Origin of the sequence: Streptomyces asoensis (assembly GCF_013085465.1) — a bacterium.
Lineage (GTDB): Bacteria > Actinomycetota > Actinomycetes > Streptomycetales > Streptomycetaceae > Streptomyces > Streptomyces cacaoi_A.
The window spans coordinates 2,380,406-2,400,101 of sequence record NZ_CP049838.1 but is presented as its reverse complement, the minus strand read 5'-3'; the positions used below and the strand labels follow the sequence as shown (position 1 = coordinate 2,400,101).

19 protein-coding genes are annotated in these 19,696 nt (G+C 72.4%); 14 read left to right on the top strand and 5 right to left on the bottom strand.

Features of this window, described 5'->3' with window-relative positions; translation table 11 throughout:
* Window positions 1-90 precede the first annotated feature (90 nt).
* From G9272_RS10685 to G9272_RS10640, 10 genes are all read left to right on the top strand, one after another.
* Window positions 91-612, top strand: coding sequence for a hypothetical protein (locus G9272_RS10685; protein WP_253267771.1), 522 nt, complete (start codon window positions 91-93; stop codon window positions 610-612).
* Window positions 613-716: 104 nt separating this feature from the next.
* Window positions 717-1,334 (top strand): TetR/AcrR family transcriptional regulator, encoded by a 618-nt coding sequence (locus G9272_RS10680; protein WP_171396331.1) that lies wholly within the window; start codon window positions 717-719, stop codon window positions 1,332-1,334.
* An 82-nt stretch (window positions 1,335-1,416) separates the two neighbouring features.
* Window positions 1,417-3,654, top strand: coding sequence for a molybdopterin oxidoreductase family protein (locus G9272_RS10675; RefSeq protein ID WP_171396330.1), 2,238 nt, complete (start codon window positions 1,417-1,419; stop codon window positions 3,652-3,654).
* A 141-nt stretch (window positions 3,655-3,795) separates the two neighbouring features.
* A complete protein-coding gene (locus G9272_RS10670; RefSeq protein WP_171396329.1) occupies window positions 3,796-5,211 on the top strand; it encodes a CitMHS family transporter in 1,416 nt (471 codons plus the stop codon).
* A gap of 19 nt (window positions 5,212-5,230) precedes the next feature.
* Complete coding sequence (locus G9272_RS10665) at window positions 5,231-6,463, top strand: MFS transporter (RefSeq protein WP_171401938.1); 1,233 nt, start codon at window positions 5,231-5,233, stop codon at window positions 6,461-6,463.
* A 103-nt stretch (window positions 6,464-6,566) separates the two neighbouring features.
* Entirely contained in the window at window positions 6,567-7,364 is a 798-nt protein-coding gene (locus G9272_RS10660) for a hypothetical protein (RefSeq protein ID WP_171396328.1), read from the top strand.
* Entirely contained in the window at window positions 7,351-8,070 is a 720-nt protein-coding gene (locus tag G9272_RS10655; protein WP_171396327.1) for a class F sortase, read from the top strand. Before G9272_RS10660 ends, G9272_RS10655 begins: the two co-directional genes overlap by 14 nt.
* A 238-nt stretch (window positions 8,071-8,308) precedes the next feature.
* A complete protein-coding gene (locus G9272_RS10650) occupies window positions 8,309-9,646 on the top strand; it encodes an ABC transporter ATP-binding protein (protein ID WP_171396326.1) in 1,338 nt (445 codons plus the stop codon).
* A 132-nt stretch (window positions 9,647-9,778) separates the two neighbouring features.
* Complete coding sequence (locus G9272_RS10645) at window positions 9,779-11,167, top strand: aldehyde dehydrogenase family protein (RefSeq protein ID WP_171396325.1); 1,389 nt, start codon at window positions 9,779-9,781, stop codon at window positions 11,165-11,167.
* A gap of 15 nt (window positions 11,168-11,182) precedes the next feature.
* The gene (locus G9272_RS10640) at window positions 11,183-12,265 is read left to right on the top strand and encodes a Zn-dependent alcohol dehydrogenase (protein ID WP_171396324.1); all 1,083 of its coding nucleotides are present in this window, start codon (window positions 11,183-11,185) and stop codon (window positions 12,263-12,265) included.
* Between the two features lie 22 nt (window positions 12,266-12,287).
* Here the strand turns inward: G9272_RS10640 and G9272_RS10635 are convergent, their stop codons facing one another.
* From G9272_RS10635 to G9272_RS10625, 3 genes are all read right to left on the bottom strand, one after another.
* Window positions 12,288-13,310 (bottom strand): DMT family transporter, encoded by a 1,023-nt coding sequence (locus G9272_RS10635; protein WP_171396323.1) that lies wholly within the window; start codon window positions 13,308-13,310, stop codon window positions 12,288-12,290.
* A gap of 122 nt (window positions 13,311-13,432) precedes the next feature.
* Complete coding sequence (locus G9272_RS10630) at window positions 13,433-14,257, bottom strand: ArsR/SmtB family transcription factor (protein WP_171396322.1); 825 nt, start codon at window positions 14,255-14,257, stop codon at window positions 13,433-13,435.
* Between the two features lie 34 nt (window positions 14,258-14,291).
* Window positions 14,292-14,933: a TetR/AcrR family transcriptional regulator gene (locus G9272_RS10625; protein ID WP_171396321.1), complete on the bottom strand. Its 642-nt coding sequence runs from the start codon at window positions 14,931-14,933 to the stop codon at window positions 14,292-14,294.
* A gap of 92 nt (window positions 14,934-15,025) precedes the next feature.
* Between G9272_RS10625 and G9272_RS10620 the strand changes: the two genes are divergently transcribed.
* The 3 genes from G9272_RS10620 (at window position 15,026) to G9272_RS10610 (ending at window position 17,238) form a co-directional block, all read left to right on the top strand.
* Window positions 15,026-16,177 (top strand): acyl-CoA dehydrogenase family protein, encoded by a 1,152-nt coding sequence (locus G9272_RS10620; protein WP_171401937.1) that lies wholly within the window; start codon window positions 15,026-15,028, stop codon window positions 16,175-16,177.
* A 74-nt stretch (window positions 16,178-16,251) separates the two neighbouring features.
* Window positions 16,252-16,539: a YiaA/YiaB family inner membrane protein gene (locus G9272_RS10615; RefSeq protein ID WP_171396320.1), complete on the top strand. Its 288-nt coding sequence runs from the start codon at window positions 16,252-16,254 to the stop codon at window positions 16,537-16,539.
* 72 nt (window positions 16,540-16,611) lie between these two features.
* Window positions 16,612-17,238 carry a TetR/AcrR family transcriptional regulator gene (locus G9272_RS10610; protein ID WP_171396319.1) on the top strand — a complete coding sequence of 209 codons (627 nt, stop codon included), beginning with the start codon at window positions 16,612-16,614 and terminating at the stop codon, window positions 17,236-17,238.
* Window positions 17,239-17,273: 35 nt separating this feature from the next.
* Here G9272_RS10610 and G9272_RS10605 read toward each other — a convergent pair whose 3' ends face one another.
* Window positions 17,274-17,735 (bottom strand): MaoC family dehydratase, encoded by a 462-nt coding sequence (locus G9272_RS10605; protein WP_020128243.1) that lies wholly within the window; start codon window positions 17,733-17,735, stop codon window positions 17,274-17,276.
* Between the two features lie 130 nt (window positions 17,736-17,865).
* Between G9272_RS10605 and soxR the strand changes: the two genes are divergently transcribed.
* The gene (gene soxR, locus G9272_RS10600) at window positions 17,866-18,396 is read left to right on the top strand and encodes a redox-sensitive transcriptional activator SoxR (RefSeq protein ID WP_171396318.1); all 531 of its coding nucleotides are present in this window, start codon (window positions 17,866-17,868) and stop codon (window positions 18,394-18,396) included.
* A gap of 127 nt (window positions 18,397-18,523) precedes the next feature.
* Here the strand turns inward: soxR and G9272_RS10595 are convergent, their stop codons facing one another.
* Complete coding sequence (locus G9272_RS10595) at window positions 18,524-19,591, bottom strand: RNA ligase (ATP) (RefSeq protein WP_171396317.1); 1,068 nt, start codon at window positions 19,589-19,591, stop codon at window positions 18,524-18,526.
* Window positions 19,592-19,696: the final 105 nt, after the last annotated feature.

The following is a 19,696-nucleotide window of genomic DNA, read 5'->3' as shown; positions in this document are numbered from 1 at the left end:
GCCGGTCCTCCTCCTGGAGGACGATCAAGACGGCCGGAACCAGACCCCAGGGGGATCCGCGTGTCGGTCCGTTGTTCTACGCTCCCCCGCATGTCGTGGACGCGCGGAAGCCTCGCCGTGCCCGCGGTCTGTGTCCTGCTGTTGACCGGATCCGCGGGCTGCGGCACCAGTGGCGCCCATGAGCGGGGGGACGCGTCGACCGCGGCGTCGGTCTCCCCCTCGCCGGTGGGCAAGGTCCTGAAGGACACGGACGACGAAGGGCGGCACTACCGCGAGGTGGAGAAGAAGGGGGCACCCGAAGTCGGTGTCGAGGTGGAGCCCGAGGCCGACGGCAGCTGGGACGTCCGCCTGAAGGTGGAGAACTTCCGGTTCACGCCCACCGCGGCGAAGGCGGGGGCGGTCCACGGCCGCGGCGCCGCCCGGCTCTACGTGGACGACCAGCCGGTGGCCGACCTGCGCACCCCGTCCTACCGCATCCCGGCCGGCTACCTGCCGCACGGCACCCACCAGGTCACCGCCCGGCTGTGCGCGGACGACGGCACGGTGTGGGCGGTGGACGGCAAACCGGTGGAGAGCACGGCGTACATCACGGCGTCGGAGCCTTCCCCCTGAGCGCCTTCCCCGAGTGCCTTCCCTGAAGAGCCCCCGTTGAGTGCATCAGGCATCTTTCTCCGTACCGAGGGGTGAGGTTCACCCCGCCGCGACGGAAAGGCATCATGAGCTCCGTGCCCCAAGCGACATCGCTCCGTCGTGCGCCCGTGCAGCGGCGCAGCGCCGAACGGCTGACCAGAATCCTCGACGCCTGCGCCGACCTGCTGGACGAGGTCGGCTACGACGGCCTGAGTACCCGGGCCGTCGCCGAGCGCGCCGGCGTTCCCATCGGCTCCGTCTACCGCTTCTTCGGCAACAAGCGACAGATGGCCGACGCGCTGGCCCAGCGCAACCTCGAGCGCTACTCCGAGCGCGTCACCGAGCGGTTGAAGGGTGCGCGCCGGGGCGACTGGCGGGCCGCCATGGACGCCGTGCTCGACGAGTACCTGGCCATGAAGCACACCGCGCCCGGGTTCTCCCTCGTCGACTTCGGCAACCAGATCCCGGTCGGCGCCCGGCACGCGGAACCCAACCACCGGGTCGCCGACCGCCTCACCGACCTGCTCTCCGACTATCTCGTCCGCGAGCCCGACGACGACCTGCGCCGCACCTTCCTGATCGCCGTGGAGACCGCGGACACCCTCGTCCAGCTGGCCTTCCGGGTGGATCCGGAGGGCGACCCGAAGGTGATCGACGAGACACGGGAGCTGCTGCGGGCGTATCTGGCACGGAGCCTGGACTGACGGTCGCGGCCGCCCCCTCCCCATCGGCCATACCGCTCGGTATGCTCGCCGGGAGATGGCAACGCCGCCCCCAGGAGGACCCGTGTCCCGCACCGCCCTGCGAATCTGCCCGTTGTGCGAGGCCACCTGCGGGCTGACGCTCACCATCGAGGGGACGAAGGTCACCGGAGCCCGCGGTGACCGGGAGGACGTCTTCAGCAAGGGCTTCATCTGCCCCAAGGGCGCCTCCTTCGGCGCCGTCGACGGCGACCCCGACCGGCTGCGGACGCCTCTGGTGCGCCGGGACGGCGAGCTGCGCGAGGCCACCTGGGAGGAGGCCTTCGACGCCGTGGCCGCCGGGATCCGGCCGGTCGTCGAGCGGTACGGGGCGAACTCCGTCGGAGTCGTCCTCGGCAACCCCAACGTGCACACCATGGCCGGCGCGCTCTACCCGACCGTCCTGATCGCCGGCCTCGGCACCCGCAGCCTCTTCACCGCCTCCACGGTCGACCAGATGCCCAAGCACGTCTCCAGCGGGCTGCTGTACGGCGACGCCAACGCGATCCCCGTGCCGGACCTGGACCACACCGACCATCTCCTGCTCATCGGCGCCAACCCCCTGGAGTCCAACGGGAGTCTGTGCACCGCCGCCGACTTCCCCGGCAAGCTCAAGGCGCTCAAGGCCCGCGGCGGCACCCTCACCGTCATCGACCCGCGCCGCACCCGCACGGCGAAGCTCGCCGACCGGCACATCGCGATCCGGCCGGGCACGGACGCGCTGCTCCTCGCCGCCATGGCCCAGGTGCTCTTCGAGGAACTCCTCGTCGATCCCGGCGAGTCGGCCCCGCACCTCGAGGGTCTCGAGGAACTCGCGGAAGCCGTACGGGACTTCACCCCCGAAGCGGTCACCGCCGCCTGTGACGTGGACGCCTCGCTCATCCGCACCCTGGCCCGCGGACTCGCCGCCGCCCCCACCGCCGCCGTCTACGGCCGCATCGGCAGCTGCACGGTCCCCTACGGCACCCTCGCCAGCTGGCTCGTCGACGTCCTCAACATCCTCACCGGCAACCTGGACCGGCCCGGCGGCGCGCTCTTCCCGCAGGCCGCCACCGACCGCACGCCCCGGCCCGCCGGTCCCGGCCACGGCTTCCAGCTCGCGCGCTGGCACTCCCGGGTGAGCGGGCACCCGGAGGCCAAGGGCGAGCTGCCGCTGTCGGCGCTCGCCGAGGAGATCGACACCGCGACGACGGAGGGCGAGCCGATCCGCGCGCTCGTCGCCGTGGCCGCCAACCCCGTCCTGTCCGCCCCGGACGGCGACCGGCTCGACAAGGCGCTCGACTCCCTCGACTTCATGGTCAGCGTCGACCCCTATCTGAACGAGACCTCCCGCCACGCCGACGTGGTGCTGCCCCCGCCGCCGCCCTCGCAGAGCCCGCACCACGACTTCGCCTTCAACACCCTCGCCGTGCGCAACCAGGTCCGCTACAGCCGCCCGGCCGTCCCGCTCGAGCCCGGCCGGATGGCCGAGACCGAGATCCTCGCCCGGCTGACCCTGGCCGCCACCGGGATGCACGGAGCCGACCCGTCCGCCGTGGACGACCTGGTCATCGGCCAGACCCTCGGCAAGGCGGTCAAGGACCCGCACTCGCCCGTGCACGGCCGCGACCCGCGCGAGCTCGCGGCACAGCTCACCGGCGAGACCGGTCCCGAGCGCCGGCTCGACATGATGCTGCGCCTCGGCCCCTACGGCGACGGCTTCGGCACCCGCCCGGACGGACTCGGCCTCGCCCGGCTGCTCGCCCACCCGCACGGCATCGACCTCGGGCCGCTGCGCCCACGCCTGCCCCAGCCGCTGAAGACGCGCAGCGGGCGGATCGAACTGCTGCCGCAGCCGATCGTCGACGATCTCCCGCGGCTGCGGGAGGGACTGAAGCGGCGGCCCGACGAACTCGTCCTGGTCGGCCGGCGCCATCTGCGGTCCAACAACAGCTGGATGCACAACGTCCCCGCGCTCACCGGCGGTACCAACCGCTGCACCCTGCACATCCACCCCGAGGACGCCGAACGGCTCGGTGTGCGGGACGGCGCGCCGGTCCGGGTGAAGGGCGCCGGGGGAGAGGTGACCGCACCGGCCGAGGTCACCGACGGCGTGCGCCGGGGCGTGGTCAGCCTGCCGCACGGCTGGGGCCACGACCGCCCCGGCACCCGCCTCAGCCATGCCGCCACCGACCCCGGCGTCAACGTCAACCAGCTCCTCGACGGCAGCCTGCTGGACCCGCTGTCGGGCAACGCGGTTCTCAACGGAGTGCCGGTGGAACTTGCGCCCGTAGCGGCCCGCTGAGCTGAGCAAAGCCGTGACCTGGAGTTTTGCGCTTATTGCTCGCACGTCAACGTCTTGTTAACACCGTTTGAACGGACCTAACGTCAACCCACCGCCGACCCCCAGGTGGGATGTTCAAGGGCGAACGTTAGGTATCCACTCATGTTGACCATCCTCGGCTTCGCCATGATCGCGACCTTCCTGGTCCTGATCATGCTGAAGAAGATGTCGCCGATCGCGGCGCTCGTGTTGATCCCGGCACTGTTCTGCGTCTTCGTCGGGAAGGGCGCCAAGCTCGGTGACTACGTCATCGACGGCGTCACCAGCCTCGCCCCCACGGCGGCGATGCTCATGTTCGCGATCGTCTACTTCGGTGTGATGATCGATGTCGGCCTCTTCGACCCGATCGTTCGGGGCATCCTGAAGTTCTGCAAGGCCGACCCGCTCCGCATCGTCGTCGGCACGGCGCTGCTCGCCGCGATCGTCTCCCTCGACGGCGACGGCTCCACCACGTTCATGATCACCGTCTCGGCGATGTACCCGCTGTACAAGCGCCTGAAGATGAGCCTGGTCGTGATGACCGGTGTCGCGGCGATGGCCAACGGCGTGATGAACACGCTGCCCTGGGGCGGCCCGACCGCCCGTGCCGCCACCGCGCTGAAGCTCGACGCCAGCGACATCTTCGTGCCGATGATCCCGGCGCTGGCCGTGGGCCTGCTCTTCGTCATCGCCCTCTCCTACGTCCTCGGCCGCCGTGAGCGCGCCCGGCTCGGCACGCTGACCCTGGACGAGGTGCTGGTCGAGGAGAAGGAGACCGAGACGGTCCTGGTGGGCGCCGGCGGCTCCGGCGACGCCAAGACCCCCGTCCGCACGGGCGGTTCCGGCTCCGGCACGGACGCACAGGACGAAACCGCCGACGAGGACGACGACGACGACTTCCAGGGCCTCGACCCGCACCGGGCCACCCTGCGCCCCAAGCTGTACTGGTTCAACGCGCTGCTCACCGTCGGCCTGCTCACCTCCATGATCATGGAGTGGCTGCCGATCCCGGTGCTGTTCCTGCTCGGCGCCGCGCTCGTCCTCAGCGTCAACTTCCCGCACATCCCGGACCAGAAGGCCCGCCTCGCCGCCCACGCCGACAACGTCCTCAACGTCTCCGGCATGGTCTTCGCCGCCGCCGTCTTCACCGGCGTCCTCCAGGGCACCGGCATGGTCGACCACATGGCCACGTGGATGGTGGACGTCATCCCCGCGGGCATGGGCCCGCACATGGCCCTCGTCACCGGCGTGCTGAGCCTTCCGCTCACCTACTTCATGTCGAACGACGGCTTCTACTTCGGCGTCCTGCCGGTCCTCGCCGAGGCCGGCGCGGCGCACGGTGTCTCGCCGCTGGAGATGGCCCGCGCCTCGCTCGTCGGCCAGCCCCTGCACATGTCGAGCCCGCTCGTCCCGGCCGTCTACGTCCTCGTCGGCATGGCGAAGGTCGAGTTCGGCGACCACACGCGGTTCGTGGTCAAGTGGGCCGCCCTCACCTGCCTGGCGATCCTCGGTGCGGGCATCCTGTTCGGGATCATCTGAGCCGACCATGGAGGAACTTGTGAGGCCCGGCGGGAACCGCGGCTGGCTGCTCCGTCTCGTCATCGCCTTCGGCTTCGCGCAGGGGGCGGTGTCGATGGCCCGGCCCGCCGTCTCCTACCGGGCCCTCGCGCTGGGCGCGGACGAGCGGGCGATCGGCGTCATCGCGGGTGTGTACGCGCTGCTGCCGCTCTTCGCCGCCGTACCGCTCGGCCGCCGCACCGACCACGGCCGCTGCGCGCCCCTGCTGCCCGTCGGCGTGGTCCTCATATCCGGCGGCTGTGTGCTGAGCGGTGTCGCCGGCTCCCTCTGGACGATGGCCCTGTGGAGCGGGGTGATGGGACTCGGCCATCTCTGCTTCGTCATCGGCTCCCAGTCGCTCGTCGCCCGTCAGTCCGCGCCGCACGAACAGGACCGCAACTTCGGCCACTTCACCATCGGCGCCTCCCTCGGCCAGCTGGTCGGCCCGATCGCGGCCGGAACGCTGATCGGCGGTGGCGACATGGCGGACAGCAGCGCACTCGCCCTGCTGGTCGCGGGCGCCGGCTGCGCGGTCGCGTTCACCTCGCTGTGGCGCATCGAGCACCGTGACACCACGCCCAAGTCCCGTACGGAGCAGGGCGAACGCGTCCCCGTCGGCCGCATCCTGCACGCCCGGGGCGTCCCCGCCGGCATCCTCATCAGCCTGTCCGTGCTGTCCGCGACCGACATCCTCACCGCCTATCTGCCGGTGGTCGGCGAACACCGGGGCATCGCGCCGTCCGTCATCGGCGTCCTGCTCAGCGTCCGCGCGGCGGCCTCCATCGCGTGCCGGCTCGTCCTCACGCCTCTGTTGCGGCTGCTCGGCCGGACCCTGCTGCTCACCGTGACCTGCCTGCTGGCGGCCCTGCTGTGCGCCGGGATCGCGCTGCCGGTGCCGGTCTGGGGACTGGGCGTGATCCTCGCGCTGCTCGGCTTCTGCCTCGGCGTCGGGCAGCCGCTGTCCATGACGACCGTCGTCCAGGCGGCGCCCGACGGCGCCCGTTCCACGGCTCTCGCGCTGCGCCTCACCGGCAACCGGCTGGGCCAGGTCGCCGCGCCCGCCGCCGCGGGGCTGGTGGCGGGGGTCGCGGGGGTGGCCGCGCCGTTCGTGATGCTGGGGGTGCTGTTGCTGATGTCGTCGGGGGTGGCGGTGCGCTCGCGCGAGGACGGCGGAGCGGGGGCGGCTGTGCCCCGGCGCCCGTCCGGAAGGTTGCGCCGGTCGAGCGATGTCTGACGGCGCGTCGGGCGGCGCTCCCACAGTCGTGGGCGCCGATGTGAAAGAGAGTCAGGTGCAAGAACGATTTGTATGAAAATCGTCCTGACTCGGAGGAATGCGCATGTCCAGCTCGACGCTCCCGTCCGCCCTCGGCTCCCGCCTCGGCGTCACGGCCCTCACGGTGCTCGCCGCGGCGGGGTTCACCTGCCTCTCGGCACCGTCCGCCGTGGCCGTGGGGGAGGCCGGTGACATCAGGATCCACCGCGAGCAGGTCCCCCAGGGCGTCTCCAAGGACGACCCGGTGGCCTGCCGCTTCTACCTCGACGCCGCCAACTTCGGCGAGCTGCCGACGGTCGCCTACACCATCAAGGCGCGGCCCCCGGCCCCCGACACCGCCACCGTCTCCGGCAACATCACGCTGACCCAGGGCGCCGGGCACACCGACACCCTGGGGTTGGCCGAGGGGTCGTACACGCTCGAGTGGACCATCCCCGGGGACGTTCCGGTCCCCTCGCCCAGGGTGAAGGTCTTCAAGATCAACTGCCCTGAGGGCCAGCGCGAAGGGAACGGTAGCCCGAACCGGCCGATCACCGACGACGGCCGCGAAGTCGGCGGCCCGAACGGCCAGGGCGGCGGCGGTCAGAACGGTGGCGGTCAGAACGGCACCGCGCAGAGCGCCGCTGGCCAGAACGGCACCACGCAGGGTGCCGGCGGGCGGGAAGGCGGTACTCAGGGCGGCTCCGCCTGGAGCGGCGAGAAGGGCGGCCCGGCGGGTGGCGTGCACGCGGGCGGCGGCGGCCTCGCCGACACCTCGCAGGCCTTCACCCCGCTGGCCGGAGCCGCGGCCGTCGGCCTGGTGGCCGTCGGCGGAGTCGCCTACTTCCGACTGATCCGCCGGCGCACCCATGGTGCCGCGTAGGCGCGTACGCAGGCCCTGGCACCGGACCCGCGCCTATCGCCTCACCAGGACGGCCGTGCTCGCGGTCGTCCTGGTGACGGTCGGAGTCCGGTGCGGAGGGCACGACGGCCCGGCCACGGCGGCCCGGGCCGGGGAGGCGGCGTCCGGCACGGCGCAGGCCGCCCCGGCCCCCGGGGGCGAAGCCGACCAGGAGGGCCGGACGGCGGGGAAGAAGGCGTCCGAGAGCCAGGGCCCCCCTCCCCGCCCGCTGCCCCGGTCCCCGGCGACCACCCTGCGCGTGCCCTCCCTGGGCATCGACGTGCCGATCGTCCCGCTCCGGCTCGGCCCGGACCGGCACCTCGGGACACCACCGCTCGACCGGCCCAAACTGGTCGGCTGGTACGCGGGCGGCCCCACACCGGGGGAGCGGGGCACCGCCATCGCCGTGGGCCACCGCGACACCAAGACCGGCCCGGCGGTTTTCGCCGGCCTCGCGCGCGTGGCCCGGGGTGCCCGGATCGAGGCCCGGCGCGCCGACGGCCGCACGGCCGTCTACACCGTGGACCGGGTGCGCGTCTTCGACAAGGCCACCTTCCCCGACAAGGAGGTGTACGGCCCGACCCGCCGCCCCGAGCTGCGCGTCCTCACCTGCGGGGGCCTCTTCCGGCATGCGACCGGATACACCAGCAACGTCGTCGTCTTCGCCCATCTGACGGCGACCCGCTGACCCGCCGTCGTGGCCGCGCCGGTGTCCGCGGCCACGGGGCCGACGCCCACTGAATCAGGCAGTCCGGTTTCTCACCTGTCGGACGGTGGCGTCCGATCCGGGCCAGTCTCTTCCCCCGGGTGCACACAGTCCGTTAACTTCCGTGACTCACAAGCCCCGTTCGAGCCGCACGGGGCGGATCGGACAGCGGAGCACCGGCCGGGCCGGCCCGGCACACGAGTCCCCGGGGACACTTCTCATGACACGCGCCATCTCGTTGCACGACGTCAGCAAGGTCCACACCCGAGGCGTCCGGGTCGTGGACCGGCTGTCGCTGGACATCGCGCCCGGCGAGTTCCTGGTCCTGCTGGGACCCTCCGGCTGCGGCAAGTCCACCGTGCTCCGCATGATCGCCGGCCTGGAGCACATCACGGAGGGCGAGTTACGGCTCGACGGCGAGTATGCCAACGACCTGGCGCCCTCGGGCCGGGACATCGCGATGGTCTTCCAGAACTTCGCGCTCTACCCGAACATGACCGGCCGCGACAACATCGGCTTCCCGCTGCGCATCGAGGCCCCCGGCGCCGACCCGGGCCCCCGGGTGGACGCCACCGCCCGGATGCTCGGCATCGAGGACCTGCTCGACCGCTTCCCGGGCCAGCTCTCCGGCGGCGAACGCCAGCGCGTCGCCATGGGCCGGGCCATCGCCCGGCACCCCTCCGCCTTCCTGATGGACGAGCCGCTGTCCAACCTCGACGCCAAGCTGCGCAACCATCTGCGGGCAGAGATAGCCAAGCTGACCCGGCAGCTGGGCGTCACCACGGTCTACGTCACGCACGACCAGGCCGAGGCCATGTCGCTCGGCGACCGGGTCGCCGTGCTGCGCGGTGGAGTCCTCCAGCAGGTGGGCACCCCGCGGTCGGTCTACGCCCTGCCGCACAACATCTTCGTCGCCGCCTTCATCGGCACCCCGCGGATCAACCTCCTGCGCGGCCTGGTCCGCGCCCCGCTCGACGGAGCCATGACGATCAGCCTCGGCAAGCAGGCGCTGCGGCTGCCCGAACCCCACTCCCTGGACCACAAGCTGCTGCGCGTGCAGCAGGGCCGGGAGGTGATCGTCGGACTGCGCTCGGAGGCCGTCCGCATCGCCACGCCCGCCGACGCCCGGCCCGGCGAGACACACATCACCGGCCTGGTGGAGCACGTGGAGTTCCAGGGGCACGAGGTGCTCGTCCACTTCAACACCGGCTCCCGGCTCGCGGTCGTGCCGGAACTGGAGGCGCCCCGCCCCGTACAGCGGCCGCCCCGGCGGCGCCGCCGCGAGGGCGGGGTCCTGGACCGGCTGCGGAAGGGCGCGGGCGGCCTGCGGACCGGCGCGGTCGACGTACTGGACGGGCCGTCGGCGCAGGAGGGGCCGCTCGCGTCCCCGGAGGCCCGTCCCCTCGGCGACCTGGTCGTGCGCACCACCCCCGACTTCGACCTCCGTCACGGGATGCAGGTCCCGCTCCTCGTCGACATCGCCCATCTCTTCGTCTTCGACCAGCACGGCGAGCGCATCAGCCCGGCTCCGGCCCGGCTGCCGGACCTCGACGAGTGAGGAGGCGTCCCGAGGTGTCCTCGGTCCGGTGTCCCGCGCGTTCTGCGTCCTTCACCCGTTGTCCTCTGGTGCCAGAAAACTATCAACGCTAGTTTAGGTCGCGGACGACGAGGCCCGCCCGAAGGGAACGCGATGAAGGCACATGACGGCATCTACCTCGACGGCGCCTGGCGCCCGGCCGCGGGCCGGGATGTGATCGAGGTCGTCGACCCGGTGGACGAGCAGGTGATCGCCCGGGTCCCGGCGGGCGACGCCGTCGACGTCGACGCCGCCGTACGGGCGGCCCGCGCCGCCCTGCCGGGCTGGGCCGCGACCCCGCCCGCCGAGCGCGCGGCCCGGCTGACCGCGCTCCGGGACGTCCTGGCGGCCCGCAAGGACGAGATCGCCGAGACGATCACCGCCGAACTCGGCTCGCCCCTGGCCTTCTCCCAGGCCGTCCACGCGGCGGTGCCGATCGCGGTCGCGGGCTCCTACGCCGAACTGGCCGCGACCCACCCCTTCGAGGAGAAGGTCGGCAACTCGACCGTGTTCCACGAGCCGATCGGTGTGGTCGGCGCCATCACCCCCTGGAACTACCCGCTGCACCAGATCGTCGCCAAGGTCGCCCCGGCCCTCGCCGCGGGCTGCACGGTGGTCCTGAAGCCCGCCGAGGACACCCCGCTGACCGCCCAGCTCTTCGCCGAGGCGGTCCACGAGGCGGGCGTCCCGGCCGGCGTCCTCAACCTCGTCACCGGCCTCGGCCCGGTCGCCGGCCAGGCCCTCGTCGAGCACCCCGGCGTCGACCTGGTGTCCTTCACCGGCTCCACGGCCGTGGGCAGGCGGATCGCGGCGACGGCGGGCGCGGCCGTCAAGAAGGTGGCCCTGGAGCTCGGCGGCAAGTCCGCCAACGTCATCCTGCCGAGCGCCGACCTCGCCAGGGCGGTCAACGTCGGGGTCGCCAACGTGATGTCCAACTCGGGCCAGACGTGCAGCGCCTGGACCCGGATGCTCGTCCACCGCGACCGGTACGACGAGGCGGTCGAGCTCGCCGCGGCGGCGGCCGCCAAGTACGCCGACCGCATCGGCCCCGTCGTCAACGCCGAACAGCGGGCCCGGGTGCGGGGGTACATCGAGAAGGGCGTGGCCGAGGGGGCGCGGCTGGTCGCGGGCGGCCTCGAATCCCCGCACGAACAGGGCTACTTCGTCAGCCCCACGGTCTTTGCCGACGTCACCCCCGACATGGCCATCGCCCAGGAGGAGATCTTCGGCCCCGTCCTGTCCGTCCTGCGCTACGAGGACGAGGAGGACGCCCTGCGGATCGCCAACGGCACGGTCTACGGGCTCGCGGGCGCCGTCTGGGCCGGCGACGAGGCGGAGGCGGTGGCCTTCGCCCGCCGGATGGACACCGGCCAGGTCGACATCAACGGCGGCCGCTTCAACCCGCTCGCGCCGTTCGGCGGCTACAAGCAGTCGGGCGTCGGCCGCGAGCTCGGCGCCCACGGACTCGCCGAGTACCTCCAGACCAAGTCCCTCCAGTTCTAAGGGAGTCAACCGAACATGGCTGTCCGCGCCGCCGTACTCCCCGCCATCGGCGCTCCGTTGGAGATCACGGAGATCGACCTTCCGGACCCCGGCCCCGGCCGGGTCCGCATCCGGCTCGCCGCCGCCGGGGTCTGCCACTCCGACCTGTCCCTGTCCGACGGCACCATGCGGGTGCCGGTCCCCGCCGTCCTGGGGCACGAGGGCGCGGGCACGGTCGTCGCCGTCGGCGAGGGCGTCGAACACCTGGCGCCCGGCGCCGGCGTCATCCTCAACTGGGCGCCTTCCTGCGGAAGTTGCCACCCCTGCACGCTCGGCGAGGTGTGGCTGTGCGTGAACGCCCTCAACGGGGCCGCGGAGGTGTACGCCCGCACCACGGACGGCAGGGACCTCCACCCCGGGCTGAACGTCGCCGCCTTCGCCGAGGAGACCGTCGTCCCGGCCTCCTGCGTGCTGCCGCTGCCGGACGGCATCCCCCTCACCGACGCGGCCCTCCTCGGCTGCGCCGTCCTCACCGGCTACGGCGCCATCCACCACTCCGCACGGGTCCGCCCCGGCGAGACGGTCGCCGTCTTCGGCGTCGGCGGAGTCGGCCTCGCCACCCTCCAGGCGGCCCGGATCGCCGGCGCCTCGACGATCGTCGCCGTCGACGTCTCCCCGGAGAAGGAGGAACTGGCGCGGGCGGCGGGCGCCACGGAGTACGTGGTCGCCTCCGAGCGGACCGCCCGCGAGATCCGCGCCCTCACCGGCAAGCAGGGGGTCGACGTGGCCGTCGAGTGCGTGGGCCGCGCGGTCACCATCCGGACGGCCTGGGAGTCGACCCGGCGCGGCGGCCGCACCACGGTCGTCGGCATCGGCGGCAAGGACCAGCAGGTCACCTTCAACGCCCTGGAACTCTTCCACTGGGGCCGCACCCTCGCCGGCTGCGTCTACGGCAACTGCGACCCGGCGAAGGACCTCCCGGTCCTCGCCGACCACGTCCGGGCGGGCCGGCTCGACCTGAGCGCCCTGGTGACGGAGCGCATCGCCCTGGAGGACATCCCGGGGGCCTTCGACAACATGCTGGCGGGCAAGGGTGGGCGGGCGCTGGTGGTGTTCTGACGGTGGCCCCGCTCCGGCGGCCTCAGCCCGTCCGGGGCCCGACCTCCCGGTCGGGCCCCGGCGCCGGAGCGTCAGCGTGCGCCGCCTCCGCCTCCCGCGCCGCTTCCGCCCCCTGCGTCGCCTCCGCCCCCTGCGCCTGCGGCGTGCGGGGCGTGCGCGGCCTCGACCGCGACACGGCCACACCCGCCAGACACAGCACTCCACCGGCCAGAGTGAGCAGCCCCGGCACCTCGCCCAGCGCCAGCCACGACATCAGGACGACCAGTGCGGGCACCGCGTACGTGGTCGCGCCCATGCGACTCGCGGTCGTCCGGGCCAGCGCGTACGCCCACGTGGTGAAGGCGAGCGCGGTCGGGAAGACGCCCAGGTAGACCATGTTGAGCGTCGCGGAGACCGGCGCGTCGGCCGCCTCGTGGACCAGCCGACCCGCGAACGGCAGACACACCACCGTGCCGATGACGCATCCGAACGTCGTCACCTGGAGCGCGGTCGCCCGGCCCAGGGCGGGCTTCTGTGCGACGACCCCGCCCGCGTAACCGAAGGCGGCGAGCAGACACAGCACCACCCCGAGCACCGACGATCCGCCCTCGCCCGACATCGACAGCCCCACCGCGACCGCGCCCGCGAACGACACGGCCATCCCCGCCAGCAGCCGCGGCGGCATCACGTCCCCGAGCAGCCGGGCGCCGAGCAGGGCGATGAGGATCGGCCCGATGTTCACCACCAGAGCCGCCGTCCCCGCGTCCACCTGCTGCTCACCCCAGTTGAGCACCACCATGTAGAAGCCGAACCACAGCACGCCCGACACGGCGATCCCGCGCCAGGCGGCCCTCGGCGGCCACCCCGCGCGCCGGACGGCGCAGATGACCCCCAGCACCAGCGCCCCGGAGGCCAGCCGCCCGAGTGCCAGCGCCCCCGGCGAGTACGCGTCGCCCGCACTGCGGATCGACACGAAGGCCGAGGCCCACAGCACGACGGTCACAGCGGCCGCACCGGCGGCGAGCAACTCTGTACGACGTTCGGTACGCCGGGGGCTGTTCATCATGTTCCTCAGGCTAGGAAAAAACGCAGATCGAAAGCTCGCGGATTTCGGACGAGAGGCCGGGAGGGGGCCGGTGTCGTCCCGGTCGGGGCCTTGCGGCGGCACCGTGCGGTCAGCGAGGGCGGTCAGCGCAGCGACCCCGCCTCGATGCCCAGCAGCTCGGCCAGTGCCCGTTCGCCCGCCGCCGTCACCTTCACGGCCCGCTCGGAGCCGATCCGCACGCACCATCCCGCGTCGAGGGCGTGCCGGCACAGGGCCGCGCCCGCCGCACCCGCCAGGTGCGGGCGCCGCTCGGTCCAGTCGAGGCAGGCGCGGGCGAGCGGTCGGCGGGTCGCGCGGTCGAGCACGATGCCACTGCCCTCGAACCACCGCAGCCCGGCCTCGGTCAGCAGGAACCCGGTGGCCCGTTCCCTGGACGCCGGTTTCGTAGGACCGCTCGCGCTCGGCCCCGCCTCCGCCCCGTCGGTCCGCCCGTCCGGCTCGCTCGCCGCGCTCAGCAGCCCGTGGGCGGTGAGGGCGTCGGTGACGGCGATGCCGAGCCGGCCGGCGAGGTGGTCGTAGCAGGTCCGGCCCCGGGCCATCGCCGATCCGGCGCTCGCGGCGCGCAAGGTGCGCGGCCGGTGGGCGGGGTGCGGGGCGACCTGGCCGGCCAGGTCCTCCACGAGCTGGGCGACCCGGGTGTCGGCGAGCCGTACGTACCGGTGCCGCCCCTGACGTTCCTCGGCCAGCAGCCCGCCCGCGACCAGCTTGCCCAGGTGCTCGCTCAGCGTCGACGGGGCCACGCCCGCGTGCCGGGCCAGCTCACCGGCGGTCCACGCCCGCCCGTCGAGCAGCGCCAGCAGACAGACGGCCCGTGTCTCGTCGGCGACGAGTCCGGCGAGGGCGGCCAGCCCCGGCGCCCGTACGTCCCTGTCGTTCCCGGTGTCCGTGATGCTCACGTGGTCCAGCATGCGCGACGGACACTTCGGTGGCCGCCGAACCGTGCTAGGGAAGCTGCTCGAACTGCTGGGAGAGCCCGTCCAGCAGCGCGGTCAGCCCGGTCTCGAACGCCCGCTCGTCGATCTTCTCCTGCTGCTCGGCGAGGAGGTGGGCCTGTCCGAGGTGCGGGTAGTCGGCGGGGTCGTAGGCGCTCACGTCGTCGACGAAACCGCCGGCGAACGAGCCGAGCGCGGAGCCCATGACGAAGTACCGCATCAGCGCGCCGATGGAGGTGGCCTGCGCGGGCGGCCACCCGGCGCGGACCATCGCGCCGTACACCGCGTCGGCGAGCCGCAGCCCGGCGGGCCGGCGGCCGGGGCCCTGGGCGAGCACCGGGACGATGTTCGGGTGGTCGCGCAGGGCGGCGCGGTAGGAGACGGCCCAGTCGTGCAGCGCGGTCCGCCACTCCCGGCCGTCCTCGAACATCGACAGGTCGACCTGCGCGCTCACCGAGTCGGCGACGGCCTCCAGGATCTCGTCCTTCGTGCGGAAGTGGTTGTACAGCGAGGGGCCGCTCACCCCCAGCTCGGCGGCGAGCCGCCGCGTGGAGACGGCCGGCAGGCCCTCCGCGTCCACGAGCGTCCGTGCGGTCTCGACGATCCGGTCGGTGCTGAGAAGGGGCTTGCGCGGTCGGGCCATGGCGCACATAGTAGGGCTGCACAGCAAAAACTAGCAGTGCTAATTTAATGGGCAATCGTGAAGCAGTTCTGAAGGCCTTTCCTCTGTGAGGTGATCTCGTGGTGAATCTGGCGCTCAGCGAGGAGCAGGAGGCCGTCCGGCGGCTCGCCAAGGACTTCGTGGACCGCGAGGTCGCCCCGCATGTCGTGGCCTGGGACCGTGCCGAGGACATCGACCGGTCCCTGGTCAAGAAGCTCGGCGAGGTCGGCTTCCTCGGTCTGACCATCGACGAGGAGTACGGCGGCTCGGGCGGCGACCACCTCGCGTACTGCCTGGTCACGGAGGAGTTGGGCCGCGGGGACTCGTCCGTGCGCGGGATCGTGTCCGTCTCGCTCGGGCTGGTCGCGAAGACCGTCGCGGCCTGGGGGAGCGAGGAGCAGAAGCGGCGCTGGCTGCCGGGACTGACGTCAGGCGAGTACGTCGGCTGCTTCGGCCTCACCGAGCCCGGCACCGGCTCGGACGCCGGCAACCTCGGCACCCGCGCGGTCCGCGACGGCGACTCGTACGTCATCAACGGCACCAAGATGTTCATCACCAACGGCACCTGGGCCGACGTGGTGCTGCTCTTCGCCCGCTCGACGGACGCGCCGGGCCACAAGGGCGTCTCCGCGTTCCTCGTCCCCACCGACACCCCGGGCCTGAGCCGCCGCGCGATCCACGGCAAGCTCGGCCTGCGCGGCCAGGCGACCGCCGAACTGGTCCTGGACGACGTCCGGGTCCCCGCCTCCGCGATGCTGGCGCCCGAGGGCAAGGGCTTCTCCGTCGCGATGTCGGCGCTGGCCAAGGGCCGGATGTCGGTCGCGGCCGGCTGTGTCGGCATAGCGCAGGCCGCCCTGGACGCGGCGGTGCGGTACGCGGGCGAGCGTGAGCAGTTCGGGAAGACCATCGCCCACCACCAGCTGGTCCAGGAACTGATCAGCGACATCGCGGTCGACGTGGACGCGGCCCGGCTGCTGACCTGGCGGGTCGCCGACCTGATCGACCGGGGCCTGCCCTTCGCCACCGAGTCCTCCAAGGCCAAGCTCTTCGCCTCGGAGGCCGCCGTCCGCGCCGCCAACAACGCCCTCCAGGTCTTCGGCGGCTACGGCTACATCGACGAGTACCCGGCGGGCAAGCTCCTGCGCGACGCCCGTGTGATGACCCTCTACGAGGGCACCAGCCAGATCCAGAAGCTGCTCATCGGGCGGGCGCTGACGGGGGTTTCGGCGTTCTGAGCCGGAGCACCTGAGTACGGGTCTGAGTAGGTGGACGGATGTGCCGGCGGCCGCATCCGCCGAAGCTTGTCCCCATGAGTGACACACCGGTCAAGCAGCAGAGCACGGCGGCGTTCTACGGACAGGCCGTCGCCTCCTTCGGTATCGCCATCGGGGCCACCGCCATCGGCATCTACAACCTCCACACCGACGCCTGGGTGCGCGGCTTTCTGGCGATCGCCGTCCTGTATCTGGTGACCTCGGCCTTCACGCTGGCGAAGGTGATCCGCGACCGTCAGGAGGCCGGGCAGATCGTGAGCCGGGTGGACCAGGCCCGCCTGGAGAAGCTCCTCGCCGACCATGATCCCTTCGAGAAGATCTGAGCAGGCACTCTAAGCGGCCGCTCACCTTCGGCGGTATGGTGTAGCTCCTGTACCGAGAGGGGCGAACGAGCGATGAGTACGGCGGAGGAGACGGCCGGCGGCGAGATCGAGCCGTGGGAAGAGGTCACCCCTGACGCGGCCCGGCGACTGCTGGTCGCCGCCGTGGAGGCCTTCGCCGAGCGCGGCTACCACGCGACGACGACCCGCGACATCGCGGGCCGCGCGGGTATGAGCCCGGCCGCCCTGTACATCCACTACAAGACCAAGGAAGAGCTGCTCCACCGCATCAGCCGGATCGGCCACGACCGCGCGCTGGACATTCTGCGCACGGCGGCCGCTGGTGGGGGCGACGCCACCGGGCGGCTCGCGGACGCCGTGAGCTCCTTCGTCCGCTGGCACGCCGGGCGGCGCACCACGGCACGGGTCGTCCAGTACGAACTGGACGCGCTCGGCCCCGACGCCCGCGCCGAGATCCTCGACCTGCGCCGGCAGGTCGACGCCGAGGTGCGCGGGATCATCGAGGACGGCGTGGCGAGCGGCGAGTTCACCGTGCTGGACGTGCAGGGTACGACCCTCGCCGTGCTGTCCCTCTGCATCGACGTGGCCCGCTGGTTCAACGTGGACGGCCCCCGCACCCCCGACGAGGTCGGCGCGCTGTACGCCGACCTCGTGCTGCGGATGGTGGGCGCGGCGAAGTAGCGCCTGCCGGGAGTAGCGCGTACGGCTGGTAGGGGCTACAGGTAGTAGCGGGACACCGACTCCGCCACGCACACGGGCTTGTCCCCGCCCTCGCGCTCCACGGTGAAGGCGACGGCCACCTGGACGCCGCCGGTGACGTCCTCGACGCCGGTGATCGTCGCGGTGGCGCGCACGCGCGAGCCGACGGGTACCGGGGCGGGGAAACGGACCTTGTTCGTCCCGTAGTTGACGCCCATCTTCACGTTCTCGACCTTGATCAGCTGCGGGCCGAAGAGCGGCAGCAGGGAGAGCGTGAGATAGCCGTGCGCGATGGTGGTGCCGAAGGGGCCGGCGGCGGCCTTCTCGGGGTCGACATGGATCCACTGGTGGTCTCCGGTGGCCTCCGCGAAGAGGTCGATCCGCTTCTGGTCGACCTCCAGCCAGTCGGTGTACCCCAACTGCTCACCCACCGCCGCCTTCAGGTCGTCGGCGGACGTGAAGATCTTCGGCTCTGCCATGTCTGCGGTCCTCTCGCGTCACCAGCTGCCCATGTCACCGTGCCATAGGTCTAAGCGACTGCTTAGCATGGTCGGGTGCCGGGCCGATGTCAACGGACCCGTGGACGAGGCGATGGGTAGGCTTCGAGGGGTGCCCCAGATTCCCGAGAAGATCCACGAGCTCACGGTCGGCCAGCTCGCCGCGCGCAGCGGTGCCGCCGTCTCCGCCCTGCACTTCTACGAGACGAAGGGGCTGATCAGCAGCCGTCGTACGGCGGGCAACCAGCGCCGCTACCACCGCGACACGCTGCGTCGCGTCGCCTTCGTCCGCGCGGCGCAACGCGTCGGCATCCCGCTGGCCACGATCCGCGAGGCCCTCGCCGAGCTCCCCGAGGAACGCACCCCGACCCGTGAGGACTGGGCCCGTCTCTCGGCGGCGTGGCGCGCGGAGCTGGACGAACGCATCAAGCAGCTCAACCGACTCCGCGACCACCTCACCGACTGCATCGGCTGCGGCTGCCTGTCCCTCGCCACCTGCGTCCTGTCCAACCCGGACGACGCCTTCGGTGAACGGGGTTCCGGCTCACGGCTGCTGGTGGAGAAGAGGGCAGGCGAGAAACGGGCGGACGAACAGCGGGCGGGCGAGCAGCGGGAGGAGGAGAAGGCGGCCGGCTGCTGCTGAGCAGGGCCGGGCGGATGACCCGGCGCATCCCGTGCATCCGGCGCGTCCCGTGCTCCGGCGTCGTCCGGAACACCCCCCTCGCTCCCGGCCCGGCCGCGCCCCGCCGTCTCCTCTCCCACCCGGTTCCTCACTCGTACTCGGTTCCGCCCTTGCGGGTCAGATACGCGCCGCTCACCGCCTTGGCGATCGCCCGACCCCCCGTCACCGGGCTGTACCGCTCGACGGCCGGCCGGATCACCACCCCCTCGCGCAGGTGCAGCCCGCGTCCGGACACCGTCTCGCGGCCGGTGGCGATCTCCAGGACCCGCTCGCTGTCGTACTGGCCCTCGAACAGGCGGGGAACGAGCGGCAGTTCGCCGTCCAGCAGCTCCGCCGCGTCCAGCCAGCGCACCACGCCGTCGATCTCCGCGGACACGTCGAACACCGCGTAGCCGAGGGTGTCGCGTCGGCCGTCCGCGCCGTACGTCAGGTCCTGCACGCCCGCTCCGTACACCTCCCCGAAGACACCGATCCGGCGCGCGCCCAGCCGCTCGGCGAGACGGGCGGCCGCCTCGGGGACGCCATGGCCGCGTACGGCCCGCCAGTACAGGTTCCTCGGATCCTCCGTCAGGGCGAGGGACTTCGAGCCGAAGCCCTTCGAGGAGACGTACACCCGCTCCTCGTCCGCGACATACGTGAGCAGGCACGCCGAGCCGTGCAGTTTCTCGGTCAGGATCACCGGCTCGCCGGGTTCGAAGATGCCGGGGTAGCGCTGGATGTTCTCGATGTCGACCCAGGGCAGCAGATCCGGCGCCGCTTCGACGTCGCCGCTCATCGTCGGCGGGATCGGCGGCACCCACTTGACGATGCCCAGCCGCTCCGCGAAGTCGGTGCCCTGCGCGGCGGCCAGCGCCAGATCGACGTCCGCCAGCGCCTCGGGCCGGCACACGATCCCCTGCGACAGCTCGCCCCGCAGCCGCACCGCCTTCACCCGGTCCGACCTGCTGCCCGCCAGCCGCCCGGTCAGCCCCAGCTCCTCGACCAGCCCGGTGGGGAGCACCGACTGCTCGGGGATGTACAGGGCGGCCTCGCCGGTGCGGTACGCGCCCTTGGCGACGACGGCCCGGTACAGGCCGACCTGGGCCAGTTCGAGGGCGTCGGCGTTGGGGTGTTCGTGGACGGTCAGCACTTCGGCGGTGACGCGCAGCGTCGACATGAGGGGCTCCTTCAAGGCCTTCGAGGCGTGGCTCGGTTGGGTTTCATCGCCCCCAACTCTCCCCGCCGGAAAGGAATGGAGCGACCCGATTAGCGGCTGGTAGCG

What these genes read in the sequence shown, in the direction of transcription:
- G9272_RS10595 (WP_171396317.1), bottom strand. Translation starts at nt 19,591, where the DNA reads ATGTCGACGCTGCGCGTCACCGCCGAAGTGCTGACCGTCCACGAACAC.
- G9272_RS10615 (WP_171396320.1), top strand. Translation starts at nt 16,252, where the DNA reads ATGAGTGACACACCGGTCAAGCAGCAGAGCACGGCGGCGTTCTACGGA.
- G9272_RS10645 (WP_171396325.1), top strand. Translation starts at nt 9,779, where the DNA reads ATGAAGGCACATGACGGCATCTACCTCGACGGCGCCTGGCGCCCGGCC.
- G9272_RS10605 (WP_020128243.1), bottom strand. Translation starts at nt 17,735, where the DNA reads ATGGCAGAGCCGAAGATCTTCACGTCCGCCGACGACCTGAAGGCGGCG.
- G9272_RS10625 (WP_171396321.1), bottom strand. Translation starts at nt 14,933, where the DNA reads ATGTGCGCCATGGCCCGACCGCGCAAGCCCCTTCTCAGCACCGACCGG.
- G9272_RS10640 (WP_171396324.1), top strand. Translation starts at nt 11,183, where the DNA reads ATGGCTGTCCGCGCCGCCGTACTCCCCGCCATCGGCGCTCCGTTGGAG.
- G9272_RS10630 (WP_171396322.1), bottom strand. Translation starts at nt 14,257, where the DNA reads ATGCTGGACCACGTGAGCATCACGGACACCGGGAACGACAGGGACGTA.
- G9272_RS10655 (WP_171396327.1), top strand. Translation starts at nt 7,351, where the DNA reads ATGGTGCCGCGTAGGCGCGTACGCAGGCCCTGGCACCGGACCCGCGCC.
- G9272_RS10685 (WP_253267771.1), top strand. Translation starts at nt 91, where the DNA reads ATGTCGTGGACGCGCGGAAGCCTCGCCGTGCCCGCGGTCTGTGTCCTG.
- G9272_RS10660 (WP_171396328.1), top strand. Translation starts at nt 6,567, where the DNA reads ATGTCCAGCTCGACGCTCCCGTCCGCCCTCGGCTCCCGCCTCGGCGTC.
- G9272_RS10610 (WP_171396319.1), top strand. Translation starts at nt 16,612, where the DNA reads ATGAGTACGGCGGAGGAGACGGCCGGCGGCGAGATCGAGCCGTGGGAA.
- G9272_RS10670 (WP_171396329.1), top strand. Translation starts at nt 3,796, where the DNA reads ATGTTGACCATCCTCGGCTTCGCCATGATCGCGACCTTCCTGGTCCTG.
- G9272_RS10635 (WP_171396323.1), bottom strand. Translation starts at nt 13,310, where the DNA reads ATGATGAACAGCCCCCGGCGTACCGAACGTCGTACAGAGTTGCTCGCC.
- G9272_RS10680 (WP_171396331.1), top strand. Translation starts at nt 717, where the DNA reads ATGAGCTCCGTGCCCCAAGCGACATCGCTCCGTCGTGCGCCCGTGCAG.
- G9272_RS10650 (WP_171396326.1), top strand. Translation starts at nt 8,309, where the DNA reads ATGACACGCGCCATCTCGTTGCACGACGTCAGCAAGGTCCACACCCGA.